The sequence below is a fragment of the Actinomyces haliotis genome (genome assembly GCF_015355765.1).
Classification (GTDB): domain Bacteria; phylum Actinomycetota; class Actinomycetes; order Actinomycetales; family Actinomycetaceae; genus Actinomyces; species Actinomyces haliotis.
The window spans coordinates 49,360-65,463 of the sequence record NZ_JACWNA010000020.1 but is presented as its reverse complement, the minus strand read 5'-3'; the positions used below and the strand labels follow the sequence as shown (position 1 = coordinate 65,463).

The following is a 16,104-nucleotide window of genomic DNA, read 5'->3' as shown; positions in this document are numbered from 1 at the left end:
GTCGAGGCGGCCGGCGGTACCGGTCCCATGACGTCGTCGGCGCGGCAGCACCCGGCGAGGAGCCGCACACCCGGGCCTGTTAGCCTCCGCGGCATGAGCGAGGACCTCACGGCACTGGCGACCGAGACCATCGCGGCGTCGACGGCGCGGACGGACCCCGACTACCCGCTCGTCCACCTGGCGCCCCCGGTGGGCAGGCTCAACGATCCCAACGGGCTCCTCGTCGACGGCGGCACCTACCACGCCTTCTACCAGCTCAGCCCGCTTCACCCGCACCGCAAGCTCGTCTACTGGGGCCACGCCACCAGCACCGACCTGCTCCGGTGGACGCAGCACGCGCCCGCCATCATCCCCGAGTCGTCCTACGACCTCTCCGGCGCGTACTCCGGCACGGCGCTCGCCCTCGAGGACGACGAGCTCAGCAGCGCTCCGGCCGGCGCGCCGTATCAGCTCTTCTACACCGGGAACCTCAAGGACCCGTCCACCGACAACCGCACCCCGAGCCAGTGCCTCGTCACGAGTCCGGACCTGGTCCGCTTCGAGAAGTGGCCGGGCAACCCGCTCGTCCCGGACCACCTGCCCGGCTACACGCCTCACTTCCGCGACCCCCAGGTCTGGCGCGACCCGGAGCACCCGGGGGAGTACCGCATGCTGGTGGGTTCCCAGCGCGAGGACCTCACGGGAGCCGGCGTCCTCCTGCGCTCGACCGACCTCCTCACCTGGGTGCCGGAGGGCGAGATGTCGTTCCCGGACGCCGACGGCGCCTTGGACGCGCTCGGCTACATGTGGGAGTGCCCGAGCATCATCCGGCTCACGGACGAGGCCGACGGCGAGGACTACGACGTCCTCCTCCTCTGCCCCCAGGGCATGGAGCCGGCCGGCGAGGGCTTCGAGAACGTCTTCCCGGCCTGCTACGCCGTCGGGCACCTCGTCGGGACCGAGCTGCGCGGGTGCGACGGCACCGTCCGTGAGATCGACCGCGGGACCGAGTTCTACGCGCCGCAGGTCTTCGCGCGACGCCCCTCGGAGCCCGGACCGCCCCTCCTCATGGCCTGGGCGGGCAACGCGGGGGAGGACGGCCAGCCCTCGATCGGCACGGGTGGCTGGGTCCACGCCATGACCGCCCCACGCGTCCTCTCCCTGCGCTGCGGGCGGCTCATCCAGCGCCTAGCCGTCGCCGTCCCCGACGACGCGCGCCTGGCACTGCCCGGACACGCGCTCGCGACCGAGCCCACGCCCGTGCCCGAGCTCGAGGGGCACCGCTCGTGGCACCTGGTGCTCGAGCTCGCCGCACCGGTTGGCGGGTCGGCCGGCACGCCTGCAGCCCGGTCGCGGCTCACCCTCAGGATCGGCTCGGAGACGTGCCACGTCGACGTCGTCCTGGAGCTGGGGGAGGAGCCGGCCCTCGTCGTGGACCGATCGACCTCGCGGTACACCGGGCACGGTGCACGCCGCCGCGTCAGCCTCCCGGAGGGCACGGCGCCTCGGATCGAGGTCCTGCATGACCGCTCGATCACCGAGGTCGTCGTCGGCGACGGGGACGTCGCCCTCACCGTGCGCTCATTCGTCGACACGCGAACCACCGGGGCGCTCCTCTCCGCCGACGGCACGACGCGCGTGACGTCCGCCCGCGCCGTCGTCCACGACGAGAAGCCGACGGGGTGAGACGATCGCTTGCGGCGAAGTTCTCGCGACCGGTAACCTGACGATCGATTGACATAGGTCCGGACCACGGGCGTCACCGCTGACCCCCGACCCCGCCCAGCGCGAGGGTCCCGAGCTCAACGCAGACTGGCCGGACACGGAGAAAGGAACACCGGGTGGCAATGGATCACGCCCGAGTGGCGAAGGACGTCCTCGACTACGTCGGGGGCTCGGAGAACATCAGCGCCGCCGCGCACTGCGCGACGCGCCTGCGCCTCGTCCTCAACGACATGGACAAGGTCAACCAGAAGGCTCTCGACAAGGATCCCGACATCAAGGGGACCTTCATCGCCGGCGGCATGTACCAGATCATCGTCGGTCCTGGCGACGTCGACATCGTCTTCGACGACATGGTCAAGACCGGTGGCGTCAAGGAGGTCTCCAAGGACGAGGCCAAGCAGGAGGCCGCCAAGAGCGGAAACCCGGTCACCCGCTTCATCAAGGTGATCGCGGACATCTTCGTCCCGATCCTCCCGGCCCTCATCGCCGGCGGTCTCATGATGGCGCTCAACAACGTCCTCACGGCGGAGGGCCTCTTCGGGGGCGTCGGCAGTCCGTCGCTCGTCGAGCGGTGGAGCTGGCTCAGCGACTACGCGAGCCTCATCAACCTCATCTCCGCGGCGGCCTTCGCCTTCCTGCCCATCCTGGTCGGCTTCTCCGCGACGAAGCGCTTCGGCGGCAACGTCTACCTCGGCGGCGCCATGGGCGCCGCCATGGTCTCCAGCTCGCTGCTGAGCGCCTACTCGATGTCAAACCCGACGGCTGCGGCCGCCTTCTGGAAGTACACCGGCGAGAACCCCACGTGGCACCTCTTCGGCATCACGGTCGACAAGATCGGCTACCAGGCCATGGTCATCCCGGTGCTGTGCGTCGCCTGGATCCTCGCCACCATCGAGAAGTGGCTCCACAAGCGCCTCTCCGGCACCGCGGACTTCCTCCTCACGCCCCTGATCACGATGCTCGTCACCGGCTTCCTCACCTTCGTGATCGTCGGCCCCATCACGCGCGTCCTCTCCAACGACATCACGACCGCACTGAACTGGCTGTACGTCCACCTCGGCGTCGTCGGCGGTCTGCTCTTCGGCCTCGTCTACTCGCCGATCGTCGTCACCGGTCTGCACCAGTCCTTCCCGGCGGTCGAGATCCCGCTGCTTCCGCAGAACGGCGGCGTCGGCGACTTCATCTTCCCGATCGCCTCCATGGCCAACGTCGCTCAGGGCGCCGTCGCCCTCGCCGTCTTCTTCAAGACCCGTGACGCCAAGATGAAGGGCCTGGCCGGCGCCGGTGGCGTCTCCGCCGTCTTCGGGATCACCGAGCCCGCGATCTTCGGTGTCAACCTCCGCCTGCGCTGGCCCTTCTTCATCGGCATGGGCACGGCCGCCCTCGGCGGGGCCGGAGTCGCGCTCCTCGACATCCGCGGCTCCGCGCTCGGCGCCGCCGGCTTCGTCGGATTCGTCTCGATCATCACGAAGGACATCCCGGCGTACCTCATCCTCGAGGTCCTCGTCTTCATCATCGCCTTCACCGCGGCGTTCTTCTACGCCTCCACCAGAGGGGCAGCCTCCTTGGCAGCGGACGCAGACGACGCCGACGAGGAGGCCCTCGCGGCCGAGGCGCTCGCCGAGCACAGCGAGACCGCCCCGGTCGAGATCCCGGCCGAGGCCGCCACCGACCTCGCCGTCACCTCCCCGATCCAGGGCCGCGCCATCCCGCTGTCCGAGGTCGCGGACCCGACCTTCGCCTCCGGGATGCTCGGTCCCGGCGCCGCCGTCGTGCCCTCCGAAGGCCCCGTTGTCTCCCCGGTCGACGGCGAGGTCCTCGTCGCCTTCCCGACGGGCCACGCCTACGGCCTGCGCTCGGCCTCCGGCGTCGAGCTCCTCATCCACGTCGGCATGGACACCGTCGAGCTCGACGGCAAGCACTTCACGCCGCTCGTCACAGCCGGTCAGAAGGTCCGCCGCGGCCAGCCCCTCGTCGAGGTCGACTGGGCCGCAGTCGGCGAGGCCGGCTACCAGACGGTGACCCCGGTCGTCGTCTCGAACGCCTCGTCCTTCGCCGGTGTCACCGGCGCGGCCACCGGTGCCGTGAGCCGCGGGGACGCCCTGTTCGAGGTGAGCGCCGCCGAGGCGGTCCAGCCGACCGCCTGACGCGCACCGTCAGTACGACGGAGGCCCTGTCCCGGGATCGCCCGGACAGGGCCTTCGTCGTGCTCGGGGGGGGCAGGAAACGGTGCGGGTGGGCGCCGCGCAGCAGGGAAGCGGTCGAAGCGCGCTCCGCGCCGCTGGCCCGTTCAGGACGTGCGGCCGACGAGCAGTCGCCCGGGCAGCTCGATGGGCGCGACGGCGACGTCGCGCTCCGCCCCGCCCGGGCCGGCGGCGCGCACCTGCTCCATGAGGGTCCGAACGGCGGTGCGCGCGATCTCCTCGATGGGCTGCTGGAAGGTGCTCAGGCCCGGCATCGCGCGCCGCACGGCGAAGGTGCCGTCGAAGCCGACGACGTGCAGGTCCTCAGGGACCCGGCGGCCGCGCTCGTGCGCCCACTCGATGGCGGCGGCCGCGGAGAGGTCGTCCGTGGCGAAGACGCCGTCGATGACGTCGGCGACGGAGCCGAGGCGCTGGGCAATGAGGCCACCGCGCTCGGCGTCGGGGGTGTGGAAGTCGACCGTGAGGACGATCGGCTCGATGCCGGCCTCCTCGAGGACCGCGCGGTAGCCGGCCTCACGGCGGTTGTGCGATCCGGACCGGGAGGTGAGGAGCGCCGGTCGGCGCACGCCGCGCTCCAGCAGGTGCGTCGTCGCCTGACGGCCGCCGTCCTCGTTGTCGCACCGGACGTTGGGGACGGTCGGGGCGAGGTCGCGGTCGATGGTCACCAGCGGCATCCGGACGGTGCCGTACTCGGACAGGTTCTCGTTGTGCGCGCCGGAGATGATGCCGTCGACGCGGTGGGAGACGAGGAGGTCGAGGTACTCGCGCTCACGCTCGGCGCGGCCCATGGAGTTGCAGATGAGGATGCGGTAGCCGTGCTCCGCGAGGGCGTCCTCGAGGTCGGCGGCGAGCTCGCCGAAGAAGGGCAGCGCGACGGTCGGGACGATGACGCCGATCGTGTGGGTGGACTTGCCGTGGAGCGCGCGCGCCACCTGGTTGGGCCGATAGCTGAGCTTCTCGATGGCGGCCGCGACCCGGTCCTTCGTGGCCTGGGAGAGGTAGCCGCGGTTGTTGAGGACGCGCGAGACGGTGGTGAGGGAGACCCCCGCCTCCGCGGCGACGTCGGCCAGCGTGGGCTCTCGGCGGGACGTCACATGAACTCCTGGGTGTCTGACGATCAGGGACGCCCAACCCTATGCCCTGGCGTGCGCCGAGGCGGTCCGGCGGTGGGAGGCGCCTGCGGACCGTGACCGTAGCTTGCCCGACGGGGACGTGCGGCGCCGTCGGCGGCTCGGCCTCGTGGTCAGGCCGGACGGCAGAGCCTCGGGACGAGCTCCTCGTAGACACTGATCATCGAGCGGGCGATGGCGGCGTGCCCGGCGTCGTTGGGATGGATTCCGTCGACCGCGAGCTTGTCCTCGTCGCCGTCGATGGCGGTGCTCATCGCGTCCGTCGACACGAGGCCCTCTCGCGTGGCCGTCTCGTGGACGAGGCGGCGGACGACGCCGAAGCGCGGACCGACGCCGAGCGCCGGGAAGTAGGGGGCGACGACGACCGTCGTACCGCGCAACCGGGAGGCGAGGAAGGCGAGGTCGTGATCGACGGCCTGCTCGACGAGCTCGAGCTGCGAGGGGAGGAAGCCGGCGTCGTTGAGCCCGAGGGCCACGGTGACGACGTCGGGCTCGGCGCGCAGGACGGTCTCGAGCCACGTGGTGTCACGGGCGCTCGGCGAGCGGGAGCCGCCGGGGAGGTGACCGCCGCGCCGGGCGAAGTAACCCATGCCGTCCGCGGCGAGATTGACCTCGCGCCACCGCAGGTGCTCGCAGACGAGGGAGGTCCAGCGGTTGCGAGGGTGGTTCACCGCCTGCCAGCCGGTGGTCACCGAGTCACCGAGGAAGACGGCGGTCGGGAAGGGCGCGGAACGCGGCACGGTCGGCATGCCAGCGACCCTAGTCGCGCCCGGGAACGGGTGCGCGGCGATGGCCCGGGCGGTCAGCCCACCTCGCGCAGGCGCCCGTCCTCCATGGCGAGGACGCGGTCGCACACGGGCAGGAGGCGCTCGTCGTGGGTGACCATGACGGTGGCCTTGCCCAGCTCGTGGGTCTGCTGCGCCAGCAGCCGGGCAACGTCCTGAGCGCGGCGGGAGTCGAGGGCGGCGGTCGGCTCGTCGGCGAGGACGATGGCCGGGTCGTGGTAGAGGGCGACCGCGATGGCGGCGCGCTGGCGCTCACCGCCCGACATCTCCTCGGGGTAGGCGCGCAGGCGCTCGGTGATCCCGAGCTCGGCGACGAGGTGGTCACGGCGGTCGGGGTCGCCGCGGCGGCGGGCAACCTTGTCGTGCAGCTCGAACTGGTCGGCGAGCCGCAGGAAGGGCACGAGCCCGGCGGCCTGGAGGACGAATCCGAGTCGCTGGTGCCGGATCCGGGCGCGGCGCTTCTCAGGCAGCTCGGAGAACGCCTCGTCGCCGACGCGGACCGTACCGGTGCTCGGGGTGCGCAGTCCGCCCATGATGGTGAGGAGCGTGGACTTGCCGGAGCCCGAGGGGCCGAGGACGCCGACGAGCTCGCCGGAGTGCAGGGTGAGATCCGTGGGTGCGAGGGCGTGGACGGTCTCGCCACCCTGCTCGTATTCCTTGGAGACGTCGTCGAGGACCATGACGGGCTCGCTCGCGCCGGCGGAGCGAGCGTCGGAGCGCGACGCGGCGTCGGACGCAGCGATCTCGGCGGCGGTGTCCGGGGTGGCACCGGGCCGGTCCATCGCCGGCGCATTCATGCGGGCGCCGGGTGCGGGCTCAGCGACGTGGCGGCCGCGGGGACGCGGCTCGGCCGGCTCGGGGGAGTGCTGGGACGGGGTGGTCACGCGATCGCCTCCACGGGGTCGATGCGTGCGACGACGCGCACGGAGATGAGGCCGCCGAGGACGGCCACAAGGATGAAGGCGACCGTGATCCCGGCGTCCAGCACCGGGGAGAGGCGGAAGGGGACGGCGTCGGGCAGCACCAGCCCGGTGAGGAGCGTGAGGACGAGGCCGGCGAGGACTCCGGTACCTGCGAGGATCGTGGTCTGGGCACCGCCCGAGGCGACGAGGTAGCGGGTCGGGACGCCGCGGGCCTTGAGGATCCCGAGGACTGGGCGCTTCTGCAGGGTGAGGACGTAGAGGAAGATCCCCAGGACGAGTGCCGCGATCACTACGAGGGCACCGATCATGAGGCTGAAGGTGAGGACCTGCGCCGAGTAGCCGGAGAGGGTCTTGATGAAGGCCTCCGGGGTGAGCAGGTTGAGACCGTCGTCGGACAGACTGCTCGTGAGCGAGGTGGGGGCGGTGTCACCCCAGGAGGCGCCCGTGATGACGAGGGCGTTGATGCTGGGGGCGAGTGCCTGCCCGGCAGCCTCCTTGAGTGCGTCGGCGTCGACGGTGACGACGCCGGCGGCCTGGAAGGTGTCGTCGTGGGTGAGACCGACGACCGTCCAGACGTGGTCGGTGCCTGCGAGCTGAAGGTGGTCACCGAGCGCCCAGCCGTCCTCGAGCAGCGAGTCGTCGAGGAGGACCTCCGTAGCTGGGTCGGTGATGGCGCGACCTTGGGTGACGTCAGCGGCGAGGGCTCCGTCCAGGTCGATGCCGAAGGCGTAGACGTCGGACTTGAGCTGGTCGTCCTCGGAGCCGGCGTCCGGTGCCCGCCGGGCCGCGCCGTCGGCGTCGGTGAGCTCGGCGACGGCGGCCTGAGCGATAAGAGGTGCGACGTCCGCCTCGCCGGCGGCGGAGACGTCCTCCTCGGCCTGCCGGACCTGCTCGTCGCTGAGGCGCGACGCGGCGACGTTCTCGTTGGAGGCGCCGGTGAGGACGACGGCGTCAGCGTTCCAGGAGTCGATGGCGGCCCGGTAGGAGTGCGCGAGGCCGACGGCGAGCGCGGCGAGGAAGAATGTGACGTAGGCGACGAGGGCGATGACCGCGACGATGAGCGCGAACCTCGCGGGCTCATGCCGAATCTCGCGCAGGGCCAGGAACAAGCGGGCTCCTCGGGGGGGGCGGGGTGGTCGGACTCGGGTGCGTACCTCCAGGTCAGGGAGCCTATCCCAGAGCGCGATCCCGTGACCACGGGCAGTGCGGGCGCCTCGCACGCGTGGCGCGGAGAAGGACGCAGCACGTGAGTCGGCGACGGCGACCGACGGGGGGTCGCCTGCCCAGTCCAGAGGCTCAGAGTCCTCACAGGGAACACGGGGGAGCGGCGCAGGTCGGCTTCCTAGGGTCAGAGCATGTCCACGGAGCAGAGCACCTCGCAGAGCACCACCCAGCGGCGGCCCACGAGCCGTTCCAGGAGCGCGGTCGAGTACATCGACGAGAACGGGAACCCGCTGACCGGACCCGATGCTGCCCGCTCCGCCGGCGGCGCCGCCGGACCCGAGGGACAGCCGGCCTTCGTCGTCCGTTCCTTCACGATCGGCGGTGCGTCAGCCGGGGCGCCGCGCAGCAGGATCCTGGGCAGCGTGTGGCGCGTCGGCATCGCGACGGGGATCGCGGTCATGCTCATCGGTCTGGCGATGATCGCCCTGACGAGCGGCATCGCGGCGGTCGTGTGCTGGCCGCTCGGCGCGTTCACGATGGTGACGGGCGGGTCCGTGCTCTGGGCCACGGTGGCTGCACGCCGCGCGACTCAGTCGTTCCAGGAGCAGATGAGCTTCGTGGGTGCGGGTGCGACGACGACCCGCATCCAGCACGAGCAGCGCTGACGACGAGATCCCATCAGATCGAGTCCAGACGGCCGGACTCCGGCGCAGCCCGTGGTGGAAGAGCGGACCACGTAGCGAGTTTGACATAATGTACATTATCGGCGGAGGGTCTCCGAGTCCCTCTGTCCACCAGGGCGCGTCAGGGACCTCCTCGCTGAATCTCAGTGACAGCAGCAGGCCGATCACTCTCAGTGTCGCACCGAGGTTCCATCTGTGACGCGCTCTCGTGGTCAGCACGTACCGCGGCGGCCAGGACACTCGCCCGGTGGGCAGAGCCCTTGGCGCCCGATCAGGCGCTCGGCCGTCCCTGCCCTCGTCGCCAGGCGCGCGTCACTGTCGGATCCCGGACGCGGACGGCCCTCACCCCTCCTCGGGCTCAGCAGAGCCAGTCAGAAGAGCTCCGGCACGTCGTGTTCTGACATAAGACGTACGAGCTCGGGCCAAGCCGTCGCGCGAACTCAGAGCCCGTAGGTCTCCTGCGTGTGCAGGACGAAGAGGTTGCCGTCGGGGTCGCGCGGGACCGCCTCGCGGCCCCAGACCTCGTCCTTCGGCCCCGAGACGTCGACGCCTGCCGCCTTGAGCCGCTCGCACTCGGCGTCGATGTCCTCGCAGGTGACGATGATGCCCGTGGAGCCGCCCGCGGCGGCACGCGGGAAGGGCTTGTGGAGCGTGAGGCTCGGGCCCTGCTGGGTGCCGACCTCGAGCCAGCGGTAGTCCCCCATCGTCTGGTCGAGCTTGACCTCCATGCCGAGGACGTCGACGTAGAAGTCGCGTGCGCGGTCCTGGTCGGAGACGAAGACGGTGAGCGTCTGGATGCTCGTGATAGCCATGCAACGAATGTTGCGGGCACCGAGGTCCTCCATCAAGGGTCCACGACGCGTTCAATCGGCAGCGCGCCGCCACAGGAACGGCGTCGTGGTCGTGATGGCCAGGAGTCCCGCACGCTCGAGGATCGGTCGGGAGTACTCCGTGCAGTCCGACTGGAGGAGCGAGGCTCCGTGCTCGATCGCCCATCGCGCCCGGGCCGCGGTGACGGCGCGGTAGAGGCCTCTCCCCCGGTGCGCCGGATCGCAAGCACCGCCCCACAGTCCAGCGAATCCGCTACCCGGGACGAGCTCGAGGCGACCCGAGCACACGGCCTCACCACCGGGACCGCGAACCAGCCACATGGTCACGCGCTCAGGATCCGGCCGCATCGACTCCACGAGCTCGTCCGCCATCCGCCCCGGCTCCCCCGGAGAGTCCTCGAAGACCCGCCCGGCGAGCGCCTCACCCTCCCGGACGGTCGCCTCATCGCGGGCTCGCTCGACCATGTAGCCCGGTGGCAGCCCACGGTCGGCGTCGATCGCCGCCCTAGCCTCGCCCGCCATGACCGTCTCGCGCTCCCCGGCCCGCAGACCGTGCTCGTCAAGCGCGCGGGCGAGCCCGGGCAGGGCGTCGTGGCCCCGAGTCTTCCACTCGAAGCGGTCGACGCGGCGATCGGCCTGGAAGTGGGCGACGGCAGCGCCGACGATCACGTCGACGTCAGCTCCGGGCTCGAGGGGCTGATGGCTGCGGAAACCGCGGCGTCGCTTCGGGAAGGTTCCGGCCCAGAGGGCCCCGATCCGGGTGAGCTCCGGGGCGTCCCAGAGCTCGGCGTCGCCGCGCAGCCGCTCGTCGTACAGGGCGAGGAGGTCGTCGCGGGTCCGTGCCGTCACCGGCGCAGTATCCCGCGCTCGCGCGTCGGCTTCGTCCCCTCCGCGGTCGCCTGTGCGCCCCGCGGTGGGTGCCGCGGGGCGCACCGTGGGCGAACGGGTCGGTGCCGCGACATCCGGGCGAGCGGGTGCCGGCGGCGCGACGACCGCGTCAGTTGTAGAGCATCCCGCCGTCGACGAGGATGACCTGCCCGGTCACGTAGTCCGAGTTGGGGCTCGCGAGGAAGGAGACGACGCCGGCCACGTCGTCGGGCGTCTCGACGCGCCCGAGCGCGATAGTGTCGATGTTCTCCTGGAGGTTCTGGCCGAGCGGCTTGCCGTTGATCTCGTGGAGCTCGCGGTCGATCTGGTCCCACATGCTCGTGCCGACGATGCCAGGCGCGTAGGCGTTGACGGTGTGCCCCTTCGGGGCGAGCTCCTGCGCCGCCACCTGGGTGATGCCGCGGACCGCGAACTTCGAGGCGGAGTACGCGCCGAGGATCGGGAAGCCCTGGATGGCGGCGATCGAGGCGGCGTTGATGATCTTGCCCTTGATGCCCTGCTCGTCGAACTTGCGGACGGCGGCCTGGATGCCGAACACGGCCGACTTCACGTTGATGGAGAAGATCTTGTCGAGCTCCTCGCTCGTGACGTCGACGAGCGGCTTGATCTGCGCGATGCCCGCGTTGTTGACCAGGACGTTGAGCCCACCGAGTGCCTCAGCGGCCTCGTCGACCGCGCCGTCAAAGGCCGCCTTGTCGGAGACGTCGATCGTCACGAAGACGCTCTTGCGGCCGAGCGCCTCGATCTCCTTGACGACGCCCTCGCCCTTCTCCTTCTGGAAGTCGAGGTCCGCGATGGCGACGTCGAAGCCGTCGCCCGCGAGCTTGAGCGCGATCCCTCGTCCGATGCCCTGGGCTGCTCCGGTGACGAATGCGACCTTCTGCTCTGACATGTCCCACTCCTTCGTGGTTGCCCCAACGGGAGGCGTCGCCTCCGCCTTGATCGGGGCCACGCACCACGGTAGCAGCGCCGGCAACGGATCGAGCACGTCCCCATCGCGTTCTGCTCGTTCCTGGCTCGTTCTCGCCGAGGCCGAGCCGACGCCGTGCAGACAGGCGAGTCAGGCATGATCACGCGGTGACCACCACGAGCCCCGCCGACCCGGACCTCTCTCCCACGCCCGCCGCACCCGACGCGCACGACGTCATCACCGTCGTCGGCGCGCGCGAGAACAACCTGCGCGGCGTCGATGTCACCATCCCCAAGCGCCGCCTCACCAATGAGACCTACTCCAGCTTCATCCAGGGCTTCATGCCGTCGACGGCTCACCCGGACGTCGACCGCCTCGAGGGCCTCACCCCGGCGCTCCTGGTCGACCAGGAGCGCCTCGGAGCCAATACGCGCTCCACCCTGGGCACCGCCAGCGACGTCAACGGTGCTCTGCGGGTCCTCTTCTCGCACCTGTCCACCCCGCAGATCGGCTCCCCGCAGGCCCTCGCCTTCAACGTCCCCTCCGTCTCCGGGGGCGGCGCCCTCAAGACCGTCAAGAACGGCCGCACCGTCACCGAGCGCAAGCACTACACGGTTCAGGGCGGGATGTGCCCGCGCTGCGACGGCACCGGCCAGGTCTCCGACATCGACCTCACCGAGCTCTACGACGAGACTCTCTCCCTGCGCGACGGCGCCATCAAGGTCCCCGGCTACACCCCCGACGGCTGGTGGGTCCGCGTCTTCATGGAGTCCGCCTTCTTCCCCGGTGACGAGCCCATCAGCACCTTCACCCCCAAGCAGCTCGACGACTTCCTCTACAAGGAGCCGACGAAGGTCAAGATCGACTGACCTACGAGGGCCTCGTCCCCAAGATCCGCAAGTCGATCCTCTCCAGGGACGTCGAGGCCCTCCAACCCCAGACGCGCACCTTCGTCGAGCGCGCCGTCGTCTTCCAGCCCTGCCCCGAGTGCGGCGGCACCCGACTCGCCGAGCTGGCCCGCACCGCCACCATCGCCGGCGTCTCCATCGCCGACGCCTGCGCGATGCAGGTGAGCGACCTCGCGCAGTGGGTGCACCGCCTCGAGGCCGCGGCACTCGGCCGCACTGACGCGCCCGACGACGCCCGCGCCGTCCCCGGCATCGCCGCCGCCGCGCCGCTGCTCACACGCCTGCGCGCCACCCTCGACGGCTTCTGCACCATCGGCCTGGGATACCTCTCTCTGGACCGCACGGCCTCGACGCTCTCCGGGGGTCAGGCGTAGCGCATGAAGCTCGTCCGCCACCTCGCCAGCGCCCTGGCCGACGTCACCTACGTCTTCGACGAGCCCTCGATCGGCCTGCACCCGCACGACCTCGCGCGCATGAACGAGCTTCTCCTGTCCCTGCGCGACAAGGGCAACACGGTGCTCGTCGTCGAGCACAAGCCCGAGACCATCGCCATCGCGGACCACGTCGTCGGCCTCGGGCCCCGCGCCGGCAGCCACGGCGGGCAGGTCACCTACGAGGGAGACGTCGCCGGGCTGCGCGCCTCCGACACGCTCACCGGCCGCCACCTCGCCGACCGCGCCCGGCTCAAGGACACCGTCCGCACCCCCACCGGCACCATCGAGATCCGCGGCGCCTCCACCAACAACCTCGACGACGTCGACGTCGACGTCCCCCGGGGTGTCCTCACCGTCGTCACCGGCGTCGCGGGCTCCGGGAAGTCCAGCCTCATCCACGGCAGCCTCTCCCCCATGGACGGCGTCGCCACCATCGACCAGTCCCCCATCACGGGCTCGCGCCGTTCCAACCCCGCCACCTACACCGGCCTCCTCGACCCGATCCGCAAGGCCTTCGCCAAGGCCAACAACGTCAAGCCCGCCCTCTTCTCCGCGAACTCCGAGGGCGCCTGCCCCGTGTGCAACGGCGCCGGGGTCATCGACACCGAGCTCGGCTTCATGGAGACCGTCACCACGGTCTGCGAGGCCTGCGGCGGGCGCCGCTACAGCAACGACGTCCTCCAGTACCGGCTCGACGGCCCGGCCGACGACGGCGCCACCGGCCCGTCAATCGCCGACGTCCTCGACATGCCCGTCGACGACGCCCTCGAGCTCTTCACTGCCAAGGTGACCAAGGTCGCCGCCGCGACGAGGATCCTCCAGCGGCTCCACGACGTCGGCCTCGGCTACGTCCGCATCGGCCAGGCCCTCTCCACGCTCTCGGAAGGCGAGCGCCAGCGCCTCAAGCTCGCGGTGCACCTCGGCGAGGAGGACGACGTCATCGTCCTCGACGAACCCACCGTCGGCCTCCACCTCGCCGACGTCGAGGCCATGCTCAGCCTTCTCGACCACCTCGTCGAGGCCGGACGGACCGTCGTCGTCATCGAGCACCACCTCGCCGTCATGGCCCACGCCGACTGGATCATCGACATGGGTCCGGGAGCCGGCCACGACGGCGGACGCGTCGTCTTCACAGGTACGCCGGCCGCGCTGGTCGAGCAGGCGCGCTCTGGGGCTGGCGAGGGATCGCCTTCTGTCACGGGCGACTACCTGGCCCGCTACGTCGCGGAGTGAGCTGGGCTGTCGCACCCTGGCCCACCGCGGCTAGCGTGAGGGCGTGAGCATGAGCGACGCCTTCGACATCCGTCCCGCCACCCTCGAGGACTCCCCCGCGATCCGCGACATCCGCAACGCCGTCATCCGGGACTCCCTCGCGATCTGGACGAGCACCGAGCAGGACGAGGACGAGGCGCGAGCCTGGCTGGCTCCGCAGGTCGAGCGGGGCACCGCTCTCGTCGCCGTCACGAGCGCCATGCCCGAGGAGACCATCCTCGGATTCGCCGTCGCCTCTCCGTGGCACGCCTACGAGGGCTACGCCCGCACCGTCGAGGACTCCGTCTACGTCCAGGACGCCGCGCAGGGTCGCGGTCTCGGCGGACGGCTCCTCGCAGCGCTCGTCGAGGCGTCACGCACGGCCGGGGACCGGACGATGGTCGCGCAGATCGAGGCGCGCAACGCCCAGTCGGTGCACCTGCACGCGCGGGTGGGCTTCGGCGTCGTCGGTACCATCGAGGCCGCCGGCGAGAAGCACGGCGAGCTGCTCGACCTCACCCTCATGAGCCTCCGGCTCTAACACCCCCGCCGAGATCGGGACATCCTGCTCGACGGCCTAGCGTGCCACTCACTCCTGCTCGCATTCGTCGCACGCGTTCGCACCCTGTGCGCGCCATTGACCGTGCAACAAGGCGCGCACAGGATGCGAAGGCGAGCAGTAGGTGCACCCGTAGCCCGAGGGTGCGAGCGCGAGCAGCCGGTGCGACCCGGGGCAGCGTCAGCGCTCGCTGCGGATCCGCGCCCCGCGTACGTAGCCGACGAGCGAGAGCAGCACGATGAAGGCGAGGGTGCCCAGCGTGAGACCCTCGAACTGCCCGAAGGGGACGCCCCAGGTGTCGAGGAAGTCGTAGTCGACCCCGAAGAGGCGCTCGAGGCTCCCGGGGACGATCGTCACCCACGAGCCAAGAAGGACCCAAGCGGTGCAGAGGTACGCCATGCCGCGGAAGACCGAGTCGGGCCCGGGCACGCGGAACGGCCGCACGGCGTCGGGGCGGGTGCGGCGCAGCCTGGCTGCCGCCGGGATGATGAGCAGGTAGCTGAAGAGGTAGGTGCTCACCGCGACGTTGAGGACGACGTCGAAGGCCGAGCCGGCGCTTCCGGAGAGCTGCATGGCTAAGAGCATGAAGACGGTGGCGACGGTCGCGGACATGAGGTTGACGCGGATCGGCGTGCCGAGGGTCTTGTGGAAGTAGCCGAAGAAGCCGCCGAAGAAGGAGCCGTCCGCGGCGGTGATCGCCTGCATGCGGTCGGAGAGGATCATCCACGCCGCGCCCTGCCCCGTGTTGGCGAGGATGAACATGACGGTGGCCAGGCCCAGCATGAATCCGTGGGCGCCGCCCCAGACGCGGAAGACGATGCTCACTGCGGTCATGAGGCCGGACAGGCCGTCGATCTGCTCGTTGGGAACGATGAGGAGGATCGTGAGAACGGGGACGACGTAGAGGACGGCGGCGGAGGCGGCGGAGCGGAGGATGCCGAAGGCGACGTCCTTCTGGGCGTCGAGCATCTCGCCGGAGGCCGAGGAGGAGCTCTCGAAGCCGAGAAAGGCGAAGAGGAGGAGCGGGACGATCCCGAAGAATCCGGCGATGGTCGGCTTGAGGGAGGCGGCCGGCAGGCTCTGGAGGCCGTTCTGGAAGGCGTAGACGATCGCCGAGAGGATGAAGAGCGCGAGGAAGGCGACCTTGAAGACGGCGCCGACGCTCGGGATCCACTTGGCCTTCTTGAGGCTCATGATCGCGGCGAATACCGTGACGACGATGAAGCCCAGCTTGAAGGCGTAGTCGCCGACTCCGCCCTCCTCGAAGTGGACGATGCCGGTCCGCGCGGCGTCGGCGCAGAGGAACGACATGGTCCCTCCGACCCACACCGGCTGGGTGATCCACGTGAGCGCGCTCGCGACGGCGGCGGCGGGACGGCCGAAGGCGTCGCGCACCCAGAGGTAGACACCTCCCTCGCCGACGAAGGCCGCGCCGGTCTCGCCGAAGACGAGGGCGTAGGGCATGAGGAAGAGGATGAGGAGAACGAGGAGCCACGTGAAGGTCTGGCCGCCGTAGCTGCTCACCGAGCCGAGCATCTCGAGCCCGACGACGGCGGAGACCGTCATGAGGACGATGTCGAGGCGGCTCAGGGTGCGATGGAGGACCTTCTCCTGGTCCTTGGCGAGCTGGGTCGTCTCGGTCGACGAGGTCGTGCGTGCGGGGGCGTGCTGGTCCGTGTTCGGCATGCGTGGTTCCTAGGCGGGGAGTCGGTCCGGGTGACCGGGGGTCAG

At 70.7% G+C, this 16,104-nt stretch carries 15 protein-coding genes; 7 read left to right on the top strand and 8 right to left on the bottom strand.

Annotation, left to right across the window (positions count from 1 at the left end; genetic code table 11):
• Nucleotides 1-93 precede the first annotated feature (93 nt).
• A complete protein-coding gene (locus IXW69_RS09340) occupies nucleotides 94-1,665 on the top strand; it encodes a glycoside hydrolase family 32 protein (protein ID WP_194786071.1) in 1,572 nt (523 codons plus the stop codon).
• A gap of 161 nt (nucleotides 1,666-1,826) precedes the next feature.
• The gene (locus IXW69_RS09335) at nucleotides 1,827-3,851 is read left to right on the top strand and encodes a sucrose-specific PTS transporter subunit IIBC (protein WP_194786086.1); all 2,025 of its coding nucleotides are present in this window, start codon (nucleotides 1,827-1,829) and stop codon (nucleotides 3,849-3,851) included.
• Between the two features lie 143 nt (nucleotides 3,852-3,994).
• Here IXW69_RS09335 and IXW69_RS09330 read toward each other — a convergent pair whose 3' ends face one another.
• The 4 genes from IXW69_RS09330 to IXW69_RS09315 all read right to left on the bottom strand — a co-directional run bounded on the left by IXW69_RS09330 (nucleotide 3,995) and on the right by IXW69_RS09315 (nucleotide 7,855).
• Nucleotides 3,995-5,002 carry a LacI family DNA-binding transcriptional regulator gene (locus tag IXW69_RS09330; RefSeq protein WP_194786070.1) on the bottom strand — a complete coding sequence of 336 codons (1,008 nt, stop codon included), beginning with the start codon at nucleotides 5,000-5,002 and terminating at the stop codon, nucleotides 3,995-3,997.
• A 149-nt stretch (nucleotides 5,003-5,151) separates the two neighbouring features.
• Nucleotides 5,152-5,787: an SGNH/GDSL hydrolase family protein gene (locus IXW69_RS09325; RefSeq protein ID WP_194786069.1), complete on the bottom strand. Its 636-nt coding sequence runs from the start codon at nucleotides 5,785-5,787 to the stop codon at nucleotides 5,152-5,154.
• A 53-nt stretch (nucleotides 5,788-5,840) separates the two neighbouring features.
• Nucleotides 5,841-6,707, bottom strand: a complete 867-nt coding sequence (locus tag IXW69_RS09320) for an ABC transporter ATP-binding protein (protein WP_323745265.1) — start codon at nucleotides 6,705-6,707, stop codon at nucleotides 5,841-5,843.
• Nucleotides 6,704-7,855: an ABC transporter permease gene (locus IXW69_RS09315; RefSeq protein WP_194786068.1), complete on the bottom strand. Its 1,152-nt coding sequence runs from the start codon at nucleotides 7,853-7,855 to the stop codon at nucleotides 6,704-6,706. The genes IXW69_RS09320 and IXW69_RS09315 overlap by 4 nt, the downstream gene beginning before the upstream one ends.
• 246 nt (nucleotides 7,856-8,101) lie before the next feature.
• On the opposite strand from IXW69_RS09315, the gene IXW69_RS09310 reads away from it, so the two are divergent.
• A complete protein-coding gene (locus IXW69_RS09310) occupies nucleotides 8,102-8,575 on the top strand; it encodes a hypothetical protein (protein ID WP_194786067.1) in 474 nt (157 codons plus the stop codon).
• Between the two features lie 458 nt (nucleotides 8,576-9,033).
• Here IXW69_RS09310 and IXW69_RS09305 read toward each other — a convergent pair whose 3' ends face one another.
• From IXW69_RS09305 to IXW69_RS09295, 3 genes are all read right to left on the bottom strand, one after another.
• The gene (locus IXW69_RS09305; protein WP_194786066.1) at nucleotides 9,034-9,405 is read right to left on the bottom strand and encodes a VOC family protein; all 372 of its coding nucleotides are present in this window, start codon (nucleotides 9,403-9,405) and stop codon (nucleotides 9,034-9,036) included.
• 51 nt (nucleotides 9,406-9,456) lie between these two features.
• Nucleotides 9,457-10,272 (bottom strand): GNAT family N-acetyltransferase, encoded by an 816-nt coding sequence (locus IXW69_RS09300; protein ID WP_194786065.1) that lies wholly within the window; start codon nucleotides 10,270-10,272, stop codon nucleotides 9,457-9,459.
• Nucleotides 10,273-10,420: 148 nt separating this feature from the next.
• Nucleotides 10,421-11,203: an acetoin reductase gene (locus tag IXW69_RS09295; RefSeq protein WP_194786064.1), complete on the bottom strand. Its 783-nt coding sequence runs from the start codon at nucleotides 11,201-11,203 to the stop codon at nucleotides 10,421-10,423.
• Between the two features lie 185 nt (nucleotides 11,204-11,388).
• On the opposite strand from IXW69_RS09295, the gene IXW69_RS11750 reads away from it, so the two are divergent.
• The 4 genes from IXW69_RS11750 (at nucleotide 11,389) to IXW69_RS09285 (ending at nucleotide 14,355) form a co-directional block, all read left to right on the top strand.
• Complete coding sequence (locus tag IXW69_RS11750) at nucleotides 11,389-12,090, top strand: excinuclease ABC subunit UvrA (RefSeq protein WP_228525216.1); 702 nt, start codon at nucleotides 11,389-11,391, stop codon at nucleotides 12,088-12,090.
• 194 nt (nucleotides 12,091-12,284) lie between these two features.
• The gene (locus IXW69_RS11745) at nucleotides 12,285-12,503 is read left to right on the top strand and encodes a hypothetical protein (RefSeq protein ID WP_228525214.1); all 219 of its coding nucleotides are present in this window, start codon (nucleotides 12,285-12,287) and stop codon (nucleotides 12,501-12,503) included.
• A 3-nt stretch (nucleotides 12,504-12,506) separates the two neighbouring features.
• Nucleotides 12,507-13,796: an ATP-binding cassette domain-containing protein gene (locus IXW69_RS11740; protein WP_228525213.1), complete on the top strand. Its 1,290-nt coding sequence runs from the start codon at nucleotides 12,507-12,509 to the stop codon at nucleotides 13,794-13,796.
• Between the two features lie 49 nt (nucleotides 13,797-13,845).
• The gene (locus IXW69_RS09285) at nucleotides 13,846-14,355 is read left to right on the top strand and encodes a GNAT family N-acetyltransferase (protein WP_194786084.1); all 510 of its coding nucleotides are present in this window, start codon (nucleotides 13,846-13,848) and stop codon (nucleotides 14,353-14,355) included.
• A 198-nt stretch (nucleotides 14,356-14,553) separates the two neighbouring features.
• On the opposite strand, the gene IXW69_RS09280 is transcribed toward IXW69_RS09285, so the two are convergent.
• Entirely contained in the window at nucleotides 14,554-16,059 is a 1,506-nt protein-coding gene (locus IXW69_RS09280; protein WP_194786063.1) for an APC family permease, read from the bottom strand.
• Between the last annotated feature and the right edge of the window lie 45 nt (nucleotides 16,060-16,104).

What these genes read in the sequence shown, in the direction of transcription:
- IXW69_RS09340 (WP_194786071.1), top strand. Translation starts at nt 94, where the DNA reads ATGAGCGAGGACCTCACGGCACTGGCGACCGAGACCATCGCGGCGTCG.
- IXW69_RS09335 (WP_194786086.1), top strand. Translation starts at nt 1,827, where the DNA reads ATGGATCACGCCCGAGTGGCGAAGGACGTCCTCGACTACGTCGGGGGC.
- IXW69_RS09325 (WP_194786069.1), bottom strand. Translation starts at nt 5,787, where the DNA reads ATGCCGACCGTGCCGCGTTCCGCGCCCTTCCCGACCGCCGTCTTCCTC.
- IXW69_RS09310 (WP_194786067.1), top strand. Translation starts at nt 8,102, where the DNA reads ATGTCCACGGAGCAGAGCACCTCGCAGAGCACCACCCAGCGGCGGCCC.
- IXW69_RS09305 (WP_194786066.1), bottom strand. Translation starts at nt 9,405, where the DNA reads ATGGCTATCACGAGCATCCAGACGCTCACCGTCTTCGTCTCCGACCAG.
- IXW69_RS09295 (WP_194786064.1), bottom strand. Translation starts at nt 11,203, where the DNA reads ATGTCAGAGCAGAAGGTCGCATTCGTCACCGGAGCAGCCCAGGGCATC.
- IXW69_RS11745 (WP_228525214.1), top strand. Translation starts at nt 12,285, where the DNA reads ATGCAGGTGAGCGACCTCGCGCAGTGGGTGCACCGCCTCGAGGCCGCG.
- IXW69_RS11740 (WP_228525213.1), top strand. Translation starts at nt 12,507, where the DNA reads ATGAAGCTCGTCCGCCACCTCGCCAGCGCCCTGGCCGACGTCACCTAC.
- IXW69_RS09285 (WP_194786084.1), top strand. Translation starts at nt 13,846, where the DNA reads ATGAGCGACGCCTTCGACATCCGTCCCGCCACCCTCGAGGACTCCCCC.
- IXW69_RS09280 (WP_194786063.1), bottom strand. Translation starts at nt 16,059, where the DNA reads ATGCCGAACACGGACCAGCACGCCCCCGCACGCACGACCTCGTCGACC.